Annotated in this window: 18 protein-coding genes; 8 read left to right on the top strand and 10 right to left on the bottom strand. The window is 72.5% G+C overall.

Features of this window, described 5'->3' with window-relative positions; genetic code table 11:
- Positions 1–41: 41 nt before the first annotated feature.
- Positions 42–1,028: a phosphotransferase family protein gene (locus tag DI272_RS23715; protein ID WP_109497303.1), complete on the bottom strand. Its 987-nt coding sequence runs from the start codon at positions 1,026–1,028 to the stop codon at positions 42–44.
- A 220-nt stretch (positions 1,029–1,248) separates the two neighbouring features.
- Between DI272_RS23715 and DI272_RS23710 the strand changes: the two genes are divergently transcribed.
- Entirely contained in the window at positions 1,249–1,596 is a 348-nt protein-coding gene (locus tag DI272_RS23710; RefSeq protein ID WP_109497302.1) for an antibiotic biosynthesis monooxygenase, read from the top strand.
- A gap of 312 nt (positions 1,597–1,908) precedes the next feature.
- Positions 1,909–3,495: a carbohydrate-binding protein gene (locus DI272_RS23705; protein ID WP_109497301.1), complete on the top strand. Its 1,587-nt coding sequence runs from the start codon at positions 1,909–1,911 to the stop codon at positions 3,493–3,495.
- A 103-nt stretch (positions 3,496–3,598) separates the two neighbouring features.
- Here the strand turns inward: DI272_RS23705 and DI272_RS23700 are convergent, their stop codons facing one another.
- The 4 genes from DI272_RS23700 to DI272_RS23685 all read right to left on the bottom strand — a co-directional run bounded on the left by DI272_RS23700 (position 3,599) and on the right by DI272_RS23685 (position 9,085).
- Positions 3,599–4,798, bottom strand: a complete 1,200-nt coding sequence (locus DI272_RS23700) for an NAD(P)/FAD-dependent oxidoreductase (protein ID WP_109497300.1) — start codon at positions 4,796–4,798, stop codon at positions 3,599–3,601.
- A gap of 153 nt (positions 4,799–4,951) precedes the next feature.
- Positions 4,952–5,905 carry an RNA polymerase sigma factor SigJ gene (sigJ, locus tag DI272_RS23695; RefSeq protein WP_109497299.1) on the bottom strand — a complete coding sequence of 318 codons (954 nt, stop codon included), beginning with the start codon at positions 5,903–5,905 and terminating at the stop codon, positions 4,952–4,954.
- A 61-nt stretch (positions 5,906–5,966) separates the two neighbouring features.
- On the bottom strand, positions 5,967–7,088 hold the full coding sequence (locus DI272_RS23690; protein ID WP_109497298.1) for a sugar ABC transporter substrate-binding protein: 1,122 nt from the start codon (positions 7,086–7,088) through the stop codon (positions 5,967–5,969).
- 272 nt (positions 7,089–7,360) lie between these two features.
- A complete protein-coding gene (locus tag DI272_RS23685; protein ID WP_109497297.1) occupies positions 7,361–9,085 on the bottom strand; it encodes a lysyl oxidase family protein in 1,725 nt (574 codons plus the stop codon).
- A 251-nt stretch (positions 9,086–9,336) separates the two neighbouring features.
- Between DI272_RS23685 and DI272_RS23680 the strand changes: the two genes are divergently transcribed.
- Together DI272_RS23680 and DI272_RS23675 are read left to right on the top strand one after the other, a co-directional pair.
- Positions 9,337–9,711, top strand: a complete 375-nt coding sequence (locus tag DI272_RS23680) for a luciferase family protein (protein ID WP_109497296.1) — start codon at positions 9,337–9,339, stop codon at positions 9,709–9,711.
- A gap of 80 nt (positions 9,712–9,791) precedes the next feature.
- On the top strand, positions 9,792–10,901 hold the full coding sequence (locus DI272_RS23675) for a serine hydrolase (protein ID WP_109497295.1): 1,110 nt from the start codon (positions 9,792–9,794) through the stop codon (positions 10,899–10,901).
- On the opposite strand, the gene DI272_RS23670 is transcribed toward DI272_RS23675, so the two are convergent.
- Positions 10,843–11,871: an NAD-dependent epimerase/dehydratase family protein gene (locus tag DI272_RS23670; RefSeq protein WP_109497294.1), complete on the bottom strand. Its 1,029-nt coding sequence runs from the start codon at positions 11,869–11,871 to the stop codon at positions 10,843–10,845. The genes DI272_RS23675 and DI272_RS23670 overlap by 59 nt on opposite strands.
- Before the next feature lie 27 nt (positions 11,872–11,898).
- A complete protein-coding gene (locus DI272_RS23665) occupies positions 11,899–12,132 on the bottom strand; it encodes a hypothetical protein (protein ID WP_109497293.1) in 234 nt (77 codons plus the stop codon).
- A gap of 148 nt (positions 12,133–12,280) precedes the next feature.
- Here DI272_RS23665 and DI272_RS23660 point away from each other — a divergent pair, with 148 nt between their 5' ends.
- Positions 12,281–12,646, top strand: a complete 366-nt coding sequence (locus DI272_RS23660) for a DUF6479 family protein (RefSeq protein WP_109497292.1) — start codon at positions 12,281–12,283, stop codon at positions 12,644–12,646.
- Between the two features lie 122 nt (positions 12,647–12,768).
- Here DI272_RS23660 and DI272_RS23655 read toward each other — a convergent pair whose 3' ends face one another.
- Positions 12,769–13,263, bottom strand: coding sequence for a hypothetical protein (locus tag DI272_RS23655; protein WP_181387296.1), 495 nt, complete (start codon positions 13,261–13,263; stop codon positions 12,769–12,771).
- A gap of 150 nt (positions 13,264–13,413) precedes the next feature.
- On the opposite strand from DI272_RS23655, the gene DI272_RS23650 reads away from it, so the two are divergent.
- A complete protein-coding gene (locus tag DI272_RS23650; protein WP_109497290.1) occupies positions 13,414–13,893 on the top strand; it encodes a hypothetical protein in 480 nt (159 codons plus the stop codon).
- 7 nt (positions 13,894–13,900) lie between these two features.
- Here the strand turns inward: DI272_RS23650 and DI272_RS23645 are convergent, their stop codons facing one another.
- Positions 13,901–14,575 carry a DUF6445 family protein gene (locus DI272_RS23645; RefSeq protein WP_109497289.1) on the bottom strand — a complete coding sequence of 225 codons (675 nt, stop codon included), beginning with the start codon at positions 14,573–14,575 and terminating at the stop codon, positions 13,901–13,903.
- 481 nt (positions 14,576–15,056) lie between these two features.
- Here DI272_RS23645 and DI272_RS23640 point away from each other — a divergent pair, with 481 nt between their 5' ends.
- Positions 15,057–17,201, top strand: a complete 2,145-nt coding sequence (locus DI272_RS23640) for an AAA family ATPase (protein ID WP_109497288.1) — start codon at positions 15,057–15,059, stop codon at positions 17,199–17,201.
- A 6-nt stretch (positions 17,202–17,207) separates the two neighbouring features.
- Positions 17,208–18,725, top strand: coding sequence for a hypothetical protein (locus DI272_RS44610; RefSeq protein WP_109497287.1), 1,518 nt, complete (start codon positions 17,208–17,210; stop codon positions 18,723–18,725).
- Positions 18,726–18,752: 27 nt separating this feature from the next.
- On the opposite strand, the gene DI272_RS23630 is transcribed toward DI272_RS44610, so the two are convergent.
- The gene (locus DI272_RS23630; protein ID WP_258314641.1) at positions 18,753–19,634 is read right to left on the bottom strand and encodes a carboxypeptidase regulatory-like domain-containing protein; all 882 of its coding nucleotides are present in this window, start codon (positions 19,632–19,634) and stop codon (positions 18,753–18,755) included.
- Positions 19,635–19,727: the final 93 nt, after the last annotated feature.

The raw sequence follows: 19,727 nt of genomic DNA, 5'->3' as shown, positions 1-19,727 counted from the left end.
GCGCACGGCAAGGCCGACAGGCCGGGGGGCGAGCCGTCGCCTCACCCCAGCGCCCGCACCCGGGCCACCGCCTCCGCCAGGTACTCCCCCGTCCACGCGACGTGCTCCGTGTCGTCCGTGGCGCGCGGGCCGTCCTCGACGACCAGGATCAGGCCCAGGTAGAGCTGGTAGAGGGCGAGGCGGTGCCGGAAGGCGGGGGTGAAGTCCAGGGCGCCGCCGGCTTCCAGGTAGCCGGCGACCACGTCGCTGTCCGGGCCCACGTCGCCCCCGAAGGCCAGGGAGATCAGCTCGGCCGCCGGGTCGCCCCAGAAGGCGCGCTCATGGTCGATGAGGCCGGTGACACGGGGCCTGTCGCCGCCGTTGACGAAGACGTTGCCCGGCCAGAGGTCGAAGTGGACCAGGCGGGGCTCGGTGACCTCGTCCAGCGCGTAGCCGCCCTCGGCCACCAACTTCCTGATCGTGTCCGGCTCTTCGGACAGCCGCGAGTTCCAGCGCTCCGCGTCCTCCAGCAGCCCTTCCACCATCACCGTGAACGCCGTCCGCCAGTCCGGCCCCGACAGGCCCGACTCCGCCGCCGGGTAGCCGAACCGGCCGTCCGGGGCCGTGAGGGTGTTCAACCGGGCCGTGACCGCGCCCAGTTCGCGGCGCAGGGTGCTGGTGGCGGCCGGGGAGAGGGTCGCCGCCACCTTGTCCCAGGGCGTGCCCTCCAGGAGGGACACCATGAGGAACTCGTCGTCGGCATACAGGAGTTCGGGGCCCGGCACGTGACCGTCCGGGAGCTCCGCGATGCGGCGGTAGACCATCGCCTCCGTCGCCATGATCCCGCGCTCGTACCGCAGGACCGGCACCTCCGGCAGCGGGGCCAGCTTCACGATCGCGGGACGGCCGTCGTCGAGGAGGACGCGGTAGGCCGTGTTGTAACAGCCGTCGGTCAGCTCGGCCTCCGGCCGGCCGCCGATTCCGGCCGAGGAGCGCAGCAGGGCGTCGAGGTCGGCGGGGGACAGGCGGCGTTTGGTCTGACTCTGCATGAGGGCCACGCTTTCCAGTCGGGTGCGCTTGCGGACAGCGGAGGGGCCGGCAGAGGGGGACCGGCAGAGAAGGGCCGACTGTCTGCCTGGAAGCGCTCCCAAGATGCCGAGCGGTCTCCCGCCCCGTCAAGGGTCGCCGAGCGGGTCCTTGCGGCCGCGAGCCCCCGCACCCCACGGGTCCCGGAGCTCCGGCGCGGACACCTGCGGTGACAATGAACGCATGAGCATCGTGAAGATCAACGTCCTGACCGTTCCCGAGGAGCAGCGCGAGGTCCTGGAGAAGCGGTTCGCCGCTCGGGCCGGAGCCGTGGAGGGCTCGGACGGGTTCGAGTGGTTCGAGCTGCTGCGCCCGATGGAGGGCACCGACACCTACCTCGTGTACACGCGCTGGCGCAGCGAGGAACACTTCGAGAAGTGGATGGCCGGGATGGGGCGGGCCTCGCACGGCGGCGGCGAGGGCGGCGCCGCGGACGGCACCGAGCGGCCGAAGCCCGCCGCCACCGGGGCGACGCTGTGGTCCTTCGAGGTCGTGCAGCAGGCGGCTCCCAAGGCGAACCCGGAGAGCTGAGAGCGGGGAGGGCCTGGACGCGGGCCCCCACAGGCCCTCCCTCCGCCTGACCTGCCGGCTGTGGACCACACAACCCCCCGCCCTGCCGCACCGGGCTCAGGGAGGTCGCCGCGGTCCGACGTGAGCCTCCACGAGTTCATGGTCATGAACAGCAATCATGTACACGTCTATTGACGCGTACATTGCAGGCCCTTACGGTCCCGAGAAAGCGCTTTCCCTTCTCTGCACGAGGTGCCGCGCCCCGTGGCGCGTTCATTCACGCGAACCGCCACGGTGCCACACCCCAACCCGCAACAGAAAGGGCACGGCTCCATGACCCAGCTCTCCGGGCACCGGACGAGACCCGTAGTCGCGACCGTCGGCCTCCTGGCCGGCACCCTCGTCGCCCTCTCCGGCACCACCGCGCACGCCGCCACCACCCGCTACGAGGCCGAGACCTCCCCCGCCGTCTGCACCGGCGCCGTCGAGACGGAGTGGACCGGCTACTCCGGCAGCGGCTACTGCAACGGCACCAACGCCGCGAACGCCTACTCCCAGTTCACCGTCTCCGCCTCCGCCGCGGGCACCGCGACCGTCAGCGTCCGCTTCGCCAACGGCACCAGCACGGCCCGCGCCACGGACGTGATCGTCAACGGCTCGACCACCACCTCGGCGTCCTTCGAGGGCACGGGCGCGTGGACGACCTGGGCGACGAAGACGTTCACCGTGCCGGTGAACGCGGGCAGCAACACCATCCGCCTCAACCCGACCAGCGCCAACGGCCTGGCCAACATCGACTACATCGACGTGGAGTCGTCCGGCACCACCACCCCGCCCTCCGCCACGGCCCTGTACGTCTCCCCCACCGGCACGGACAGCGCGGCCGGCACGGCGTCCGCGCCGACCACCCTGACCTCGGCGATCAGCCGCATCGCGGCCGGCGGCACGATCTACATGCGCGGCGGCACGTACACCTACTCCTCCACGGTGACCATCCCGGCCGGCAGCAACGGCTCGGCGAGCGCCCGTACGCTGCTGTCCGCGTACCCGGGCGAGACCCCGGTCCTCAACTTCGGCGCGCAGAGCGAGAGTTCGTCGAACCGCGGTCTTCAGCTGTTCGCCGACTACTGGAAGATCTACGGCCTCGTCGTCGAGCGCGCGGGCGACAACGGCATCTACGTCGGCGGCAGCAACAACGTCATCGAGCGCACGGTGACCCGCTTCAACCGCGACACCGGTCTCCAGCTCGGCCGGATCTCCTCCTCCACCCCGAGCAGCCAGTGGCCGTCCGACAACCTGGTCCTCAGCGCGGAGTCGCACGACAACGCCGACTCCGACGGCGAGGACGCGGACGGCTTCGCCGCGAAGCTGACGACCGGCACCGGAAACGTCTTCCGGTACGCCGTCTCGCACAACAACATCGACGACGGCTGGGACCTCTACACCAAGACCGACACCGGCGCGATCGGCCCGGTGACCATCGAGTACTCCCTGTCCTACAACAACGGCAGGCTCAGCGACGGCTCCCAGTCCGGCAACGGCGACCGCAACGGCTACAAGCTCGGCGGCGACTCCATCGCGGTCAACCACGTCGTCCGGCACAGCATCGCCTACGGCAACGGTCACCACGGGTTCACGTACAACTCCAACCCCGGCTCGATGACCATCACGAGCAACGTCGGTGTGAGCAACACCGAACGCAACTTCAACTTCGAGACGGGTACGTCCGTCTTCCGCTCCAACACGTCCTGCAACAGCGGCGCCAACGACCGCTACGTGGGCGACGCGGACAGCTCCAACCAGTTCTGGTCCGGCACGAACGGGTCACGCTGCTCGTCGTACGCGGGCGCCCTGGGCTGGTCCTTCGCCTCGAACGGCAGCCTGGTGGTCACGTTCGGAGGCGTGCCGGTCACGCTGTGACACCTCCCGCGCACCCGTGCGACTGGTTCGTACGGGTGCGCGACGGTGAGCACAGCCGGATCAGCGGGCCGGCGCTCGGCGCTGAAGCTCCTCGCCGCCCGGCTCACGCGGCAGTGGTCTCGGCCGCCCGCTGCCGGCGCTCCGCCGCCGGCCGCGCCACGACCTTCCTGCGCCGCACCGGGTACATCAGCGGCCTGGCCACGCTCCAGTACGCGCCCTTGCAGATGAACTCCTTGTAGGCGGCGGCCCCGCGGCCCGCCCACGCGTGGTCGGTCACCGTGTCGTCGGCCTTCACCATCTGGATGAGGCTCTGCTTGCGGCCCAGGCTGATGCACTGGTGGAAGTAACGGATCAGCCCCTTCGGGATCTTGACGCCCGCGAGGCGCGCGGCGATCGCGTCGGCGGCCTGCCAGGCGGCCGGTGTGCCCGAGGCGCAGGACATCCGCAGCGGCTTGTCGCCGGGGCCCATCGCGTACGCGGCGTCGCCGATGGCGTACACATCGGGGTGCGAGACCGAGCGCATGGTGCCGTCCACGACGATCTGACCGGTGCCGGTGACCTCCAGGGTCGTGGCGGCGGCGATGGGGTGGACCGCGAAGCCGGCCGTCCAGACGGTGGCGGCCGACGGGATCGAGCCGGTCGTGGTGTGGACGGTGCCGGCCTCGACGGCGGTGACCGTGGTGTGTTCGTGGACGGTGATGCCCAGGTCCGCCACGACCTCGGCAACATGGGCCTGGCCCTTCGGGGACAGCCAGTCGCCGAGGCCGCCGCGGGCGACGAGGCGGACGTCGAGGTCGGGCCGGGTCTCGGCGAGTTCCGTGGCGAGTTCGAGGCCGGTGAGGCCGGCGCCGACGACGACCACGGGGGCGCCGGCGGTCAGTTCGGTGAGGCGCTCGCGCAGCCGGAGGGCGCCGGGGCGGCTCGCGATCTGGTGGGCGTGCCCGGCGACACCGGGGACACCCTGGTCGGTCCAGCCGCTGCCGAGGGCGTAGACCAGGGTGTCGTAGTCGAGTCGGTCCTCCGCCGTGCCGTCGAGGACGGTGACCGTCCTGGCCTCGACGTCGACCGAGGTGACCCGGGCGACGCGGACCTCGACGCCCGTGCCGGCGAACACGTCCGCGAGCGGGCGGGGCGGGAGGTCCTGTCCGACGGCCAGCTGGTGCATCCGGACGCGCTCGACGAAGTCGGGCTCGGCATTGACGAGGGTGATCCGGACGTCCTCGCGGTGCAGCCGTCGGGCGATGCGCCCGGCGGCGATCGCTCCGGCGTATCCGGCCCCGAGGACGACGATGCGGTGCTTCATGATTCATGCTCCTGTCCGGTTCGGTTGCGCATCTTGAACCGGACAGGCCGTCGATCCCTGACAGATAGCGGATGTGACCTGAGCCACATCTCCCTGGATGGTGTTCAGAACACCAAATCGTTCAGAACACCAGTCGTTCAGAACACCAGTCGTTCAGAACACCAGGCGCAGGGGCTCTCCGTGGTCGACGGCAGCCCACTGCGCGGTCGCCCGCTCCAGCTTGTCGGGGTTGATCTGGTTGCGGACCGCGACGATGCCCTCGTCCGTGACCTCCAGGCTCATGACGCCCACGACCCGGCCGTTCACGACCGCCACGGCGGCGGGCTCGCCGTTCGCCGTCCAGGCGTACATCTCGGCCCGGCCGCCCACGTAGCCGCGCTTGACCTCGGCGGGCTTGAACAGGCCCCACAGGAACTTCGCGACCGCCACGGCGCCGGTGAACGGCGTGGTGCGCGCCGGGATCTTCCCGCCGCCGTCACCGACGCTGATCGCGTCGCCGGTGAGCAGCTGGACCAGGGAGCCCGTGTCGCCGCTGGTCGCCGCCGCGAGGAACTCCTCGGCGATCCGGCGGGCGGCGGCCTCGCCGACCTCCTCGCGGGCCCTGCCCGCCCTGCCGTCCGCGACGTGCTTCTTGGCCCGGTGGTAGATCTGCTGGCTGGCGGCCTCGGTGAGGTCCAGGATGTCGGCGATCTCGCGGTGCGGGTAGTCGAACGCCTCGCGCAGCACGTACACCGCGCGCTCGTTGGGCGTCAGCCGCTCCATGAGGGTGAGCACGGCGTACGACACCGACTCGCGCTGTTCGGCCGTGTCGGCGGGGCCGAGCATGGGGTCGCCGCCGAGGAGCGGCTCGGGCAGCCACTGGCCGACATAGGTCTCGCGCCGGGCGCGGGCCGAGGTCAGTTCGTTGAGGCACAGGTTGGTGAGGACCTTGGTGAGCCAGGCCTCCGGCACCTCGATGCGCTCGGTGTCGGCGGCCTGCCACCGCAGGAACGTCTCCTGCACGAGGTCCTCGGCCTCCGCGACGGTGCCGAGAAGACGGTAGGCCAGCGCCTGCAGGCGATACCTGGAGGCCTCGAAGCGGTTGACGTCCGCCGCGGTCAGAGACATGTCCCCGACCCTAGAAGGTTCTTGTTGATCGGGCCAGGCCGCACAGGCCGGCCGGCCCGCCCTAGCCCAGGCCGATCGCCGCGCACCTGGCCGCGTAGGCCGCCGTGCAGATGTCCTTGACCGTGTAGACCCCGTCCTTGATCACCGTCTCCTCGATGTTGTGCCGGGTCAGCGCCACCACCGGCACCAGCATCGACGGGATGTCGTTGCGGGTGGGGCTGTCCACGGAGTCCTGGGTCAGGGCGTCGAACATGATGTCCTGGCCCTGGACCTTGGCCACGGCGATCTCCGCGGCACCGTTGGCCTCCTCCAGGAACGACTTGTAGACGGTCATGTACTGCTCGCCGGCGACGATCCGCTGCACGGCCGGCAGGTCGGCGTCCTGGCCGGTCACCGGCGGGATCGTCGTGGCGCCCGCCTTCTTCAGGGCGTCGATCGCCGCGCCCGCCATGCCGTCGTTGGCCGAGTAGACCGCGGCGATGTCGTTGACGCCGATGGCCGCGATGGCCTTCGCCATGTCCGCCTCGGCGATCTTCGGCAGCCACTCCTCGACGTCGTAGGACTTGGCGATGACGACCTTGTTCTGGAGCACGCCGAGGGCGCCCTGCTTGAAGCGGGCGGTGTTGGGGTCGGCGGGCGAGCCGTTCAGCATGACGATCTTGCTGCTCTCGGCCTTGTCGCCGAGCGCCTCGACGACGGCACGGCCCTGCACCTCGCCGACGAGTTCGTTGTCGTGGGATATGTAGGCGTCGATCGGGCCCTGGGCGAGACGGTCGTAGGCGATGACCGGGATGCCCGCCTCCTTGGCCTTGCGGACGTCCGGCGCGATGGCCTTGGCGTCGACCGCGTCGACCAGGACGACGTCGACGCGGGCGTCGATCATCTGGCCGAACTGCCGGCTCTGCTGCTTCGCGCTGGCACCGGCGTTGGCGTACCGGACCTTGCCCTTGCCGTGGGTGAGTTCGGCGACGCGCGCCTTGATGAGGGGGTGGTCGAACCGCTCGAAACGGGTCGTGTCCTTGTCCGGCAGGAGCAGCCCCACCGTGATGTCGTCGCCCTTCGCCGGGCTCTGCTCACCGCCGCCCTCGGCGGCGTCGACGACCCCGCAGGAGGTGAGCAGGAGGGCGGAGCCGGCCGCCAGGGCGAGGCGAGCGGTGGTTCTGTGGGGGGTGCGAGCGTTCACGTTCCAGGGCCTTCCGGGGCGATTGCGCGGCAGGGCGGCCGGTTCACGTCACGGCGACATCGGCCCTGCGGGATCCGAGCCTCTCGCGCATCGGCCGCCTCCCCGGGACTCCGGTGCGGAATCTCCCCCACCCGTCACGCCATGTTTCACAATTCCCGTCCGCACCACGGGTGTCGGAGCCTGCCGGCGTGGAGAAGGCGGCGGCACCCGGCTGCCCGTGCGGGCCCCCGGAAGGAGACCCGCACGGGCGTGCGCTCACCTCACATGCCCGGCTACGGCGCGTCGATCAGGTCCAGCGGCGGCACCTTGACCGTGCGCTTGCCCGGCTCGCCGCCCAGGATCACCTTGCGCAGGGCGACGTTGTTGCCGAGGTTCGTCTCCTGAAGCCGCTTCGACGGGTTGGCGATGACCTGGATGTAGTACGTGCCGTTCGGCAGGTCCGTCACGTCGAAGGACTGGCCGGGGCGGTACTGGGTGTAGGTGTCGCCGGAGCCGACGTCGAGGACCTCACGGACCGAGATGGAGTTCTGCTGGCCGCAGGCCGTCGACAGATCGGTGTTGTACGGCTTGAAGTTGGCGTTCTTCACCGTGTAGTCGATCGCGTCGGTGTTGGCGAGGCAGAACGCTTCCTTGCCGCTCTTGACGATCTCGTGCTGGTCGGCGGCGAGCAGCCGGTAGCTGGCGAAGTCGGTGAAGTGCCAGTGCTCGTGCCCGACCCGCGGGTCCCACTCCATGGTGCCGGTGGGCGCGTACCCGACCTGCTTGCCCTTGGCGTCGTAGAAGTACTGGTAGGCGTCCATCAGATCGGCGCCCGGCTTGCGGAAGCCGTCGACGACGAGGGGCGCCGGGCCCGCGTTCCAGACGTTGGCGCTGAAGGCGAGGTAGTCCTTGCCCGGCACGTCGCCGTCCTCGCCGTCGGTGATGGCGATGTCCCAGGCGGGCAGCGACCGCAGGTCGGGCTTGGGCACGTTCGCCGGGGCGCCCGCCCGGCCGGTGGGCCGCTTGCTCGCCGGCTTCAGCGCGGGGGCGATCCGGGAGCCGTCGGTGTGACCGGTGCCGTCGCCCAGGTGGTGGGCCAGGCCGCGGTCCTCCAGGGCGTGCGAGAGGGCGCCCGGGGTGGGCTCGTCGGCGCCTCGCGGGCCGTAGTGGTGGGCCATGGAGTGGCCGGACATCGAGTGGCCGGACATCGAGTGGCCGCTCATGGCATGGCCGCCGTGCATGGCAGACATGCCACGGCCCTGGCCCCCGCCGCCGTCGGTGATCTGGCGGACGGTCACCTTGATGGTCCGCTGGTCGTTCGGGATGCCGAAGAGGTCCCGGTACTTCTTCGCGACGGACACCTTGGCCGTGTACTCACCGGCCGGCAGGTCGACCGGCTTGTCGTAGTCGACGGTGGAGGAGTTGGCCGCCCAGCCCTTCTCCACGCCCCACACCGAGCCCAGCGTGAACGGGTTGGTGGGGCAGCTCTCCGGGTAGTGCGAGGTCGCCGGGGCGTCCGGGCGGAGCCGGCCGGAGGCGTTGTTCGGACAGAACGTGCCCTTGGACGTGGACACCTCCTTGCCCTGGGCGTCCTTGACGGACACCTCCAGGAAGCCGGGCAGCCCGGAGAAGTCCTTCACCAGCCCCGCGGGCAGGGCCTTCGTCCCGATCTTCTTCCCCTTGGCGTCGCGCAGGATCTGCTGCGCGACGACCGGGTCCTTGTACGACTTGCGCTTCACCTGGAACTCCAGCGGCGCGTTGTCGACCGTCACGTACGTCCCGAGGTCGAGGTAGACCCCGGGCTCCCCCTCCCACCGGTCGAGCGTCACGGAGTTCGACGCGGCGATCAGCTTCAGCTTCGGCTTGCCGGGTGTGGCGGCCTGCGCCGCACCGGCTCCGGGAGCGGCCCCGGCGCCGGTGACGACGACGGTGAGCGCCGCCGAGGCGGCGAGCGCCACGCGTCGGGCGCGGCTGCGATGGTGCTGACTGGTCATCGGTTCCTCGTCTGCGAGTGCCATGGTCAGTGGCATCGGACTGGACAGCCCACGGCCCCACCCCGCCGACCGGCGGGACGGGCGCACCCCAACGCGCCCGGACGGGATCTGTGAGCAACCTGTGAGACTGGTAAACGATGTGCGGGGGTTGCCTGTTGAACCGAAAGTCGCGCCGGAGTTCGTCCGAAGGGAGGAACGCGGTCGGCCACCTCACGCGCGGGTTACGTTTCGCTCAACCTCTGGTAGCGAAGCGGTGAGCGGGCGACGATGAGGGCATGACGCCCGCTCAGCGCGCCCTGGAGCGCCTGCAAGTCTGGCCCGATCTCCGGACGGGACAGGCCAGTTGTGGCACCGGACGCGCCCTGCACGCCGGCCGCAGCGAGATCGTGCACTTCCACTCCGACCACGACGTGGACCTCCATCTCACCGACCGGGCCCTGGACCGTTTCGCGGGCGACCTCTCGGAGTCGACGGCCATCCGGCTGGTCCCGGGCTCCCGCTGGGTCACCGTCCACCTCGACTGCGACACGGACGTCGACCTGCTGCTGAGCCTGGTCAGCATGGCCCTCAAGGCCCATCAGGCGCCCCAGCAGGACACCTCGGGCGCCTGCAACTTCCACCGGGTGACGGTCGTGCCCCGCGACGCCTGACCCGCTCACCCGTTCGGCCGCCACGCGTTTCCTCCGCCCGCCGGGTCAGGTGAGCTGGGAGGGACGGAAGGGCGGTCCCGATGGTTCTCTCCCCTCGCTTACGCACGACCGGCGCCTGGCTCGTGGTCGTTCTGCTGGCGCCCCTGCTGACCGCGGCCGAACCGGCAGCACAGGCCGTACCGGTCGCACGGGCCGTACCGGTCGCACGGGCCGTACCGGTCGCACCAGCCGTACCGATCACCGCGGCCCCACTAGCCGCACCGATTACCGCGGCCCCACTAGCCGCATCGACCACCGGCGCCGCCCCGGCCACTGGCGCCGCCCCGCTCGCCCCGGCCGAGTTCGCGCCCCGCGTCACCTGTGCCTCCCGGGACGCGGAGCTCGCCGCCGATCTGCGCGCCCACATCACCGCCGCCCTGGCCGGACGCGCGGGCACGGTCGCGGTGGGCCTGCACGACCGGACCAGCGGCACCACCTGCACCCTGCGCCCCGGCACCTTCTTCGACGCGGCGAGCGTGGTGAAGGTGACCGTGCTGGCGGCCCTGCTCCGGGACGCGCAGCGGGACGGCCGCGGCCTGACCAAGTCCGAGAAGTCCCTCGCCACCGCGATGATCACGCGGTCCAGCAACAGCGCGACGGACACCCTGTGGGCGCGGCTCGGCACGGCGAAGGTACGCGCCTTCCTCACGGCCGCCCGGATGACCGCGACCGAGCCGAACCCGTACGGCTACTGGGGCCTGACCCGGATCACCGTGGCCGACCAGCTCCGCCTCCTGGACCTGGTCACCACGAGGAACTCGGTGCTCACGTCCGCCTCCCGGGCCTACCTCCTCGGCCTGATGGCGAAGGTCGTGCCGGCCCAGCGCTGGGGCGTCTCCGCGGGCGCCCCGGCGGCGGCCACCGTGCACCTCAAGAACGGCTGGCTGCCCCGCTCCTTCAACGGCTGGCGCGTGCACAGCGTCGGCGCCTTCCGGGGCGGCGGCCACGACTACACCCTCGCCGTCCTCAGCCACGGCAACACGACGATGACGTACGGCGTCACGACGATCCAGCGCGTCGCCCGCGCCGTCCACGCCGACCTCGCGCCGGGCGCCCGCGAACGGTACGCGCCGACGTCCGACCCGGACGAGGTCATCCCCGCCATGCCCGGTAGTGGTCGAGGAGGGTCTCCTCGACCGGCCGGCAGGTGAGGCCGAGTTCACGGACGCTCCGGCTGTTGTCGACGCGGAAGCGGATGCCCAGGTGCTTGCGGATGTAGTCCTGGGTGAGACCGAAGGCGGGACCCAGGACCCGAACCGGCCAGTGGGGCAGGCGGGTTCGGGGCAGCCGGAGGTCGCGCGGGTAGTGGGCGCGCAGGATGCGGGCCATCTCGTGAAAGGAGGTCATCTCCGCCGCCGCGACGATGTACCGGCCGTGGGCGTCCGCGTTCTCCGCCGCCGCGATGTGCGCGTCGGCGAGGTCCCGCACGTCCACCGTGGTGAAGCTGAAGTCCGGGGCACCGTAGAAGAAGTAGCCCTTGAAGAGCTCCTCCAGGAGGAAGAGGCTGCCCGACTCGGACGCCGGGGTGAGCGAAGGCCCCAGCACCAGACCGGGGTTGACCGACACCATGGTCCACCGGTGCTGGGCCTCCGCCGCGTCCCAGGCCGCCCGCTCGGCGACCGTCTTGGCGTAGTGGTACGGGTTGTTCGCCACCGTGCTGGTCGTGTTGACGTACTCCTCGGCGAGCGTGCGGTCCTTCATCTCCAGGACGTCGCTGTAGTCGCCGAAGATCGCGCCGACGGTGGACGTGAACACCAGGCGGCGGACGGTCGGTGTGCGCTCGATCGTGCCGAGCACATTGCGGGTGCCGAGGAGCGCCGGGTCGACGACGTCCCGCTGCCCGTCCTTGATCTTCTCCGGCATGAGGAACGGCGAGGCGACATGGAAGACGGTCGTACAGCCCCGGGCTGCCTCGTCGAAGGAGCCGTCGGCGAGCAGATCCGCCTCGAACAGGGCGAGCCGGTCCGGGTGTTGGGCCCGCATCGCGTTCAGGGGGCCGGTCTTCCGGGTGTCGGCGGTGGAGCGGACCGTCGTACGGACCTGGTAGCCGCGCTCCAGCAGCCGCTTCACCAGGTGGCTGCCCACGAAACCGCTGCCGCCTGTCACCAGGACCTTGTCCACGTCGCCCGCCCACGCTGTCAAGTGGCCTTAACGGCCCTTCAGTCGGCGCCGGAAGTCACGCGGCATCCACTGGTCGAACTCCATGATCCGCGTGGCCGATCCGGCCTCCATGAGGAAACAGCACTGGCCGGTCGGCGTCCAGTCGTAGAAGTCGTCCAGGCCGAAGGTGTGGCCCACCTTGTTCCGGAAGCCGTAGAGGTCGGCGGGCCGGGCGGTGCTGGACGGCGTACGCGGTGCGACCGGCGCGCCACAGATCGTCACTGCCGACGACGGGGTCTTGGCCGGCCGGCGTGATCCGTCGTGGGCCCAACTCCTCTGTTCTTCCCTTCAATTGGAACGGAGCGAGGAGAAGGCGCGTTCCTCGGAATCCAGGACTCCCTATTTCTGCCGTTTCGGCGATAATTGCCACATGAGTACGGCAGCGTTCGTAGTCGCGGCCGCGGGGAGCGATGTGCTCAACGTGATCGCCGCATTCGTCGGTGGCGCGGTCATCGCCGGGGCACTGATCTGGGCCGTACAGTTCGGCATGCGGGTCCGGGACCGAGAACTCCCCCGGCCGCGTCCCGAGGAACAGCCCAGTCTTCCCAGCACCGGCGCGGTCCACGAGATCAGAGAGATGCGGGAACCGGACGAGCTCCCGCTCGCTGAGCAGGAACGGCTCATGCCGTACCAGCTCCATCACTCGGGCAGCAAACGAGGAAAGGACCAGAACCGTCGGCGCTGGCTGCCGGGGTCCAGCGGAGGCTTCGGCAGCGGCGGCCTCGGACACGTCTGACGCGTCTGATCACGTCCGGCACGCCGGACACGTCTGATCACGTCCGGCACGCCTGACAGCGGACCCACGGCAGGGGCCGCCCCGCCGGACGGGCGGAGCGGCCCCTCTTCATGCGGTCCGGTTCAGGCCCTGCCGTGCCGTGCGGCGCCGGAGGTGCCGGGCGCGGTCGCCAGGGACCAGATGACGAAGAAGTCGACGCCGATCATGAGCCCGGACCAGACCGGCGAGTACGGCAGGAACAGGAAGTGCAGCACCATCGCCGCCGACGCCAGGAAGATGCCGGTCATCCGGGCCCACCAGGCGCCCTTGAGGACGCCGTAGCCGACGCCCACCAGGACCGCGCCGAGAACCAGCATGATCCAGCCCCAGCCGGTGAGGTTGATCTTGTAGATGTAGTCGCCGACCCGGCGGTACACGTCGTCCTTGGCCAGTGCCGAGATCCCCTGGAGGATCGCCAGCACCCCGTTGACCAGCATCAGCACACCGGCGAAGACCAGCCCGCCGGTGGCCCACTCACCGCCGGACCGGCCGGGCGGCGGGGCGGGTTCGGCCTGCTGGTGGCCCTGGTCCCACATGGGAGGCGTGCTGGACGGTGTCGTGTGCGGCTGCTGGGTCATGTCCGTACCCCGTCTCTCGCGCGGGTCCGCGCGTCGGTCTCGGTGATGCTTCGACCATCCGCGCGCGTGCGGGGCGGTGCCCACGGGGACTGCGCCGTTCGGGTGACGGCCCGGGTGCGGGGCCGGGCCCGGGGGCCTTCACTGGTGGCCATGACCGGTTACCGCACGTACCGCGCCCCCACCGCCGTCGTCGCCCTCGCCGCGCTGGCCGCGCTGACCTCACTGACGGGCTGCTCCGATGACGACACGCCCTCCTCCGTGGCGAGCAAGGCGGCGTCCGTCGCCTCCCGGGCCACGGACGTGTACGCCTCCGCGACGGCCGCGGCGGGGGAGAAGTTCGACGAGGTCAAGAGCGGTGTGGACGTCAAGGACGACGTGACCCTGGGCGCCCCGGACACCGGCTCCGACGGCCGCACCACGGTCGAGGTCACCGTCCGCAACACCGCCGGCTCGCAGAAGTCCTTCCTGGTGCAGGTGAACTTCAAGGACGGGGGCGGCGACCTGGCGGACGCGGTCGCGGTCACCGTCTCCGACGTGCCCGCGGGCGGCACCAAGAAGGCCACCGCCCGCAGCAACCGCGACCTGTCCGGCGACGGAACGACCGAGGTGGCCCGGGCGGTCCGCTACTGAGCGTCGCTCACGCCATCCAGAAGAACACCGCCGTCATCCGCTTCTCCGCCAGCGTCGTGCCGCAGTAGCCGGTCGCGCTGTGCACGAGGTTGGCGTTGTAGAGCAGCAGCCGGTTGAAGCGGTGCGGTACGCGTACGTCCTCCTCGAAGGCGTCGGGGGCCACGAACCGGGTGCCGAGCGCCTCGACGAGGTTGTTGTGCGGGGCCTGCACCACGTTGCCGCCGAGCCGGCCGCCGGGCAGGGACTGCCGGTAGAAGCTGGTCCCGCAGTCCTTGGGGACGTCCGGGTTGAGGTAGAGCACCGCCGCGTACCGGCACAGGGCGCGCGAGTCGGTGTGCGGGCGGGGCGTGCTCTCGCCCTCGCCGACGACCTGCACGCAGTTGTGGTTGAGGGTGCCGCCGCCGGGCGCCGACTGCACCCACAGCTCCTTGGCGCCGGTGGCCTGCCGGACCAGCCGCTCGACCCGCGCCAGCTCCCCCGGCTCCAGACCGGGCATGGCCCGCAGCCCCGGCCAGGTCTCCGGCCGGTGCGGATACCCCTCGACCCAGTCGTCCTTGGCGAGACACCGCTCCCGTACGGCGTGCGCGTCGGGCAGGACGTCGTCCAGGACCCAGTAGTCGCGGCCCTTGGTGGGCTTGCGGTACGGCAGGACGGGCAGGGTTCCGGAGGGGATCGGGGGCATGCGCCGAATCTAGGGCCGGGCCGGTTCCCGGCTCGCCCGCGAATCGGTCCGGAATCGGTCCGGAATTCCCCGCGAGCTGGTCAACCGACGGTCAACCAGCGCACGGAATACGGGAGATGAAGCACGGGATTGTCCGCATTCCGGACCTAAAGACTCAGTAATTCGTCAGTAACGCTCGCTGCCTAAGGTCGTCTTCCTCGGCCCTGTTCCGAACATTGGCCAGCAGCAGGGCAGGGTCATGCCCCTCGGGACGGGAGCCGCCGTATCCCTCCTGTGGGGGGTAGGGATACACCTGGGGGCCCCGCGCGCCGATGAGGTTGCTCTTGGAGCGTGAAATGCGGGGCCCCCGCACCCCGCACCCCCGTACCCCGTACCCCCGTGCCCCCTCACCCTCACCGCCTGCCGCCCGCCGCCCGCCGACTGCCGCGCAGGCGACCGCGAATCCCGCCGGAGCAGGAAGCCGGGCTAGAGTGCCGCCCTCATGACCAGCGGAAATACACAGCCGGCGGACGACGGCGGACGGCGTACGACGCCGCCCGTCCTGCGGCTGTACCTGCTCGGCGGCTTCCGTGCCGAACGCGCCGACGGCGCCCCCGTGGCCGCGCGCTGGCCCCGGCCCAGCGCCCGGCGGCTCGTCGAGCTGCTCGCCGTCTCCCCGGGCCGCGTCCGGCACCGCGAGGAGATCATCGAGATGTGCTGGCCCGACACCGCCGGCACCCCCGCCGCCCTCGGCAGCCTCCGCGTCGCCCTGCACGCCGCCCGCCGCGCCCTGGAACCCGAGCTGACCCCGCGGCTGCCCTCCGCGTACCTGGTCGGCGAGGGCGCGCTGCTGCGGCTGCCGGCCGAGACGGTGTGGATCGACGCCGACCACGCCGAGCGCCTCGCCGAGCGGGCGCTGCGCTCCGGCAGCACCGCCGAGCTGGCCCGCGCCCTGCAGGCGTTCACCGGTGAGCTGCTCCCCGAGCACCGCTACACCCCCTGGGTGCAGGCCCGGCGGGAGAGCCTCGACGCGCTGCGGGACTCGGTACGGCTCGCGCTCGCCGAATCCTGTCTGGCGGACGGCGAGACCGAGCGGGCCGCGGCCACCGCCCGTGCCGTCCTGGCCGACAGCGCCGCCGAGGAACGCGCCCACCGGGTGCTCATCGCCGCCTACCTCCGCCAGGGCATGCGCCGCCGCGCGCTCGCCCAGTACCACCGGTGCCGGCGCGCCCTGGACTCCGAGTGGGGCGTGCTGCCCGGCCCCGAGACGGAGGCACTGCACCGCGCGGCCCTGGCCACGGACCCGACGGCGGTACGACGTCCCGCCCCCGCGCGCCCGGCGCCCCCGCCCCCGGCCGTGCTGCGCTCCCTCTCCGAGGCACCGTTCGTGGGCCGCCGGGCGGAGCTGGAACGCCTGCTCAACCCCGCCCGCCCCGCCCTGTCGGTGATCGCCGGCGAGGCCGGCATCGGCAAGACACGGCTGGCCGCGGAGGCGGCACGGCGGGCGGCGGCGAACGGGGCGGCCGTGCTGTGGGGCGCGGGCCACGACGAGGGGCCGCAGGCGCCGTACGGGCTGTTCGTGGAGGCCCTGGAGGGCTGGCTCGCGGGACGCTCGGTCGAGGACCGGGCCGGGATCGCCGCGGAGTACCCCGAACTGGCGGCCCTGCTGCCCGCGCTGGGCCGGACCGGGTCGGCGCCGGCGTGGGGCGGGGGGCCGGAGTACGAGCGGGAGCGTATCCATTCGGCGGTCTCGGGGCTGCTGGCGCTGGCCGCGGCGCCCGGTTCGGGCGGCGCGCCCGGTTCGGGCGGCGGCGTCCTGCTCGTCCTCGACGACGTCCACGCGGCGGACACGGCGTCGTTGCAGCTGCTGGCCCGCCTGGCCCGCCCTGCCCCGGCTCCTGCGGCCCCCCGGCTGCGTTTCCTGGCGACGTACCGCCCCGAGGACCTGCCGGAGACCGATCCGCGCCGGACTCTCCTCGACGCCCTGGTCCGCCAGGGCACGGCCCACCGGCTGCGGTTGCGGCGGCTGGACCGCGGGGAGTGCCTGACGCTGGCGGCCGAGGCGATGCCGGTCGGCACGCCGGCCGCGCTGCACCGGGTGTGGGAGCTGTCCCTGGGGCACCCGTTGTTCGCCCTGGAACTGGCCACGTCACCGACGCCGCTCACCTCCCACGAGGACCTCACCCCGCCCGAGGGCATCCGGCTCCTGGTCAACGACCGGCTGTCCCGGCTGAGCCCGGCGGCCCGGCGGGTGATCGAGGTGGTGGCGGTGGCGTCGGGCGGGGTGGCGACGCTGACGGAGGTGACAGAGATCACCGCCGCGGCCCCACCGTCGAGGAGTCCTTGCCCACCCGCACCACGCGCGCGGCTTTCTTCGCCGGGTGCGGAGCGCGGGGCGGGCTCGGCGGTGGCGGGTGTGGGTGCGGGTGGTTCCGGCGGGGTGGGACCGGGGGTGGGTTCCGGTGCCGCGTGCGCCTCTGTCGTCGACGGCATCGAGGACGCGCTTGCCGCCGGTGTTCTGGAGGAGCGGCGGGTGGCCGCCGACGGGGTGGCCGTGGCCGGGCTGGGCTTTCGGCATCCGCTGATCCGGCTGGTGTGCCGGGAGGGGCTGTCGCAGGCCCGGCGGCGTCAACTGCACGGCGAATAGGCCGAGTTGCTGCTGCGCCGGCGGCCCGGAGCCGTCGACGCGGTGGCCGCGCACCTCGCGGGCGCCGACGATCCGCGGGCCGCCGACCATCTGCACCGGGCGGCACGACGGGCCGCGGCGGTCGGCGCCGACGACACCGCCGATCACTATTACGGCGAACTCACCGCCCGTCTCGACGCGGTGGCCGTCGAGGCCGCCCGTATCCGCCTCGACCACGCGGCCGTACTGCGCCGCATGGCCCGCCACGAGGACGCCGTCCGCGTCCTGCGCGACGCCCTGACCGACCTCCGCCGCCACGGCAGCCCCGCCGAACAGGCGCGCGCGGCGGCCCAGTTGGCGGAGTCCCTGGCCAAGACGGGCCACCACCAGGAGGCCTTCCAGCTCCTGGACACCCACCGCCCGCCCCAGGACGCGCCCCCGCAGCTCCACGCCTCCCACCACCTGGCCCGCGGCTTCCTGTGCTTCGTCACCGGCGACTACGAAGCCTCCCTGGCGCAGGCGAGGAAGGCGGAGAGGGCGGCCACCGGCGACGCCCCCACCGCAGCCGACCGTCCCGCGGTCGCCGACGGCGTATCCGCCCCACCGGGGCCGGCCGCACCCGACGACGAAAGCCGCACGAGTGGTGCGGAGCGGAAAAGCCACGCCGACCGCGGAGCCGAGGCGTCCCGCGCCGCCCTCCTCGCCCGCGCCCTCGCCCAGCAGTCCACCTCCCTCGCCCTCACCGGCCGCCTCCCCCGGGCCCGCGTCACCGCCGACGCCGCCCTCCCGTACGCCGAGGCGCACGGCGACCCCCGCCTTCTCGCCGCCGTCCTCTCCGTCCTGCGCGAGCACGCCCGCCGCTCCGGCCGCCTCCACGAGGCCGTCGCGACCGGACGCCGCGCCCTGGACCTCGCCGACCGCTGCGGCGACCCCGAGGCCACCGCCTTCGAACGCGCCAACCTCGCCGAAGTCCACCTCCTCCTCGGCGAGTTCACCGAGGCCGCCGCCCTCGCCACGGAAGCCGTCGACGAGGCCCAGGCCCACGCCGGCTGGTGTCTGCCGTACGCCCTGACCGCCCTCGCCCGTGTCCAGTTGCGCGGCGGCCCCCGCCGTCCCGGAGTCCCCGGCACCCGGGAACTGCTGGCCCGCGCCGCGGACTGTCTGAGCCGCCGCCCCGACCGCCAGGCCGAGTACGAAGTCCGCACCGCGCAGGCCGAGTTGGCGCTGCGAGACGTACGCCCCGACCGTGCGCTCGCCCTGCTGTCCGAGGTGTCCGGCACCGGCGTCGCGGTCCTCGCCGCCTGGGCCCACCTCACGGCCGGCGATCCGGCGCGCGCCGCCGAGGTCGCCGCGACCGAGGCGGTACGGGCCGCCGGGGCGGGCGAGGCGGTCACCGAGTGCGAGGCCCGTACCGTTCAGGCGGCGGCGCTGGCGGCACTGGGCCGCACCGAGGAGGCCGCCGGCTGCGCGGACCGGGTCCGTGAACTCGCCGAGACGCTGCCCTATCCGACGGTGCTGCGCAGGGTCGCTCACGCCAAGCCGTGAGCCGCCCCCGGACCGCCCCCACGGCCCCTACCGGCCGCCGTCCACGACCACATAGATCTGCTCGCTCACCGCGGCGGCCCCGTTGAAGGACGCCGTCGCCTGCAACCGGCCCGGCCCGGCCGGCAGCGCGGCGCCCGGCACGCACGACCACCTGCCGTCCCGGCCCGCCGTCGCCGTGCACACCTCGGCGCCCGGCTCCGGCCCGTTCCCGGTGATCCCCTCGTCCTCCGTGTCCTCGTACCGGACCGTGATCTGCGCCCCGGGGTGGGCCGTACCGCCCGTCTCCGGCCGCGCGACGAGCGCGACGCCCGACGCGGGCCGGGTCAGCGTCGGTTCGGGCAGGCCGACGGTGACCGCGCAGGTCCCGCGGTCCTTGCGGGTGCCGCGCGCGTCCGTGAGGCGGGTCGTGCAGCCGTCCAGCCGGGTGCCGGGCACGGCGTCCGCGGGGACGGCCAGCACGAACGGGAAGGACCGGCCCTGCCAGGGCCGTCCGCCGGCCGGACCGGACCAGGTGTACGACGCGCTGTCCCCGTCGGTGTCGACGCTGCCGCGGTAACCGCGGGCGCGCAGGGGCGTGGCCCGCACCTCGGCGCCCGCGGGCGCGGTCAGGGTCAGCCGGGACCCGGCGCCGAGCGCGACCCCCTCGTAGCCCGCGATCTCGACGATGCCCTCCCGCCCGGGCAGGATCGTGACATCGCCCCACAGTTCACGGCCCAGTTCACGGCCTTGTTGACGGCCGGGTTCGCGGCCCAGCTCGCGGTCCAGCGCACGGCCTTGTTGGCGGCCGGGTTCGCGGCCCAGCTCGCGGTCCAGCGCACGGCCGTGTGCGGACGCGGGTGCGGTCGACGCGGCGGCGAGCACGGCCGCTGCGGCGATCCCCAGGGCGAGGGTGTTCCTGGACCTGCTCATCGTGTGCGGGCTCCCTGTGCGGACGAGGTCGGTCGGCCCCACCCCCGGTTGCGATTCTGGCGGGACGCCGTCCCGCGGCACGTGCGCTGTGCG

The organism is Streptomyces sp. Act143 (genome assembly GCF_003143935.1).
In the GTDB taxonomy this organism is placed as follows: Bacteria; Actinomycetota; Actinomycetes; order Streptomycetales; family Streptomycetaceae; genus Streptomyces.
This window is presented reverse-complemented; position numbering and strand designations above follow the sequence as displayed.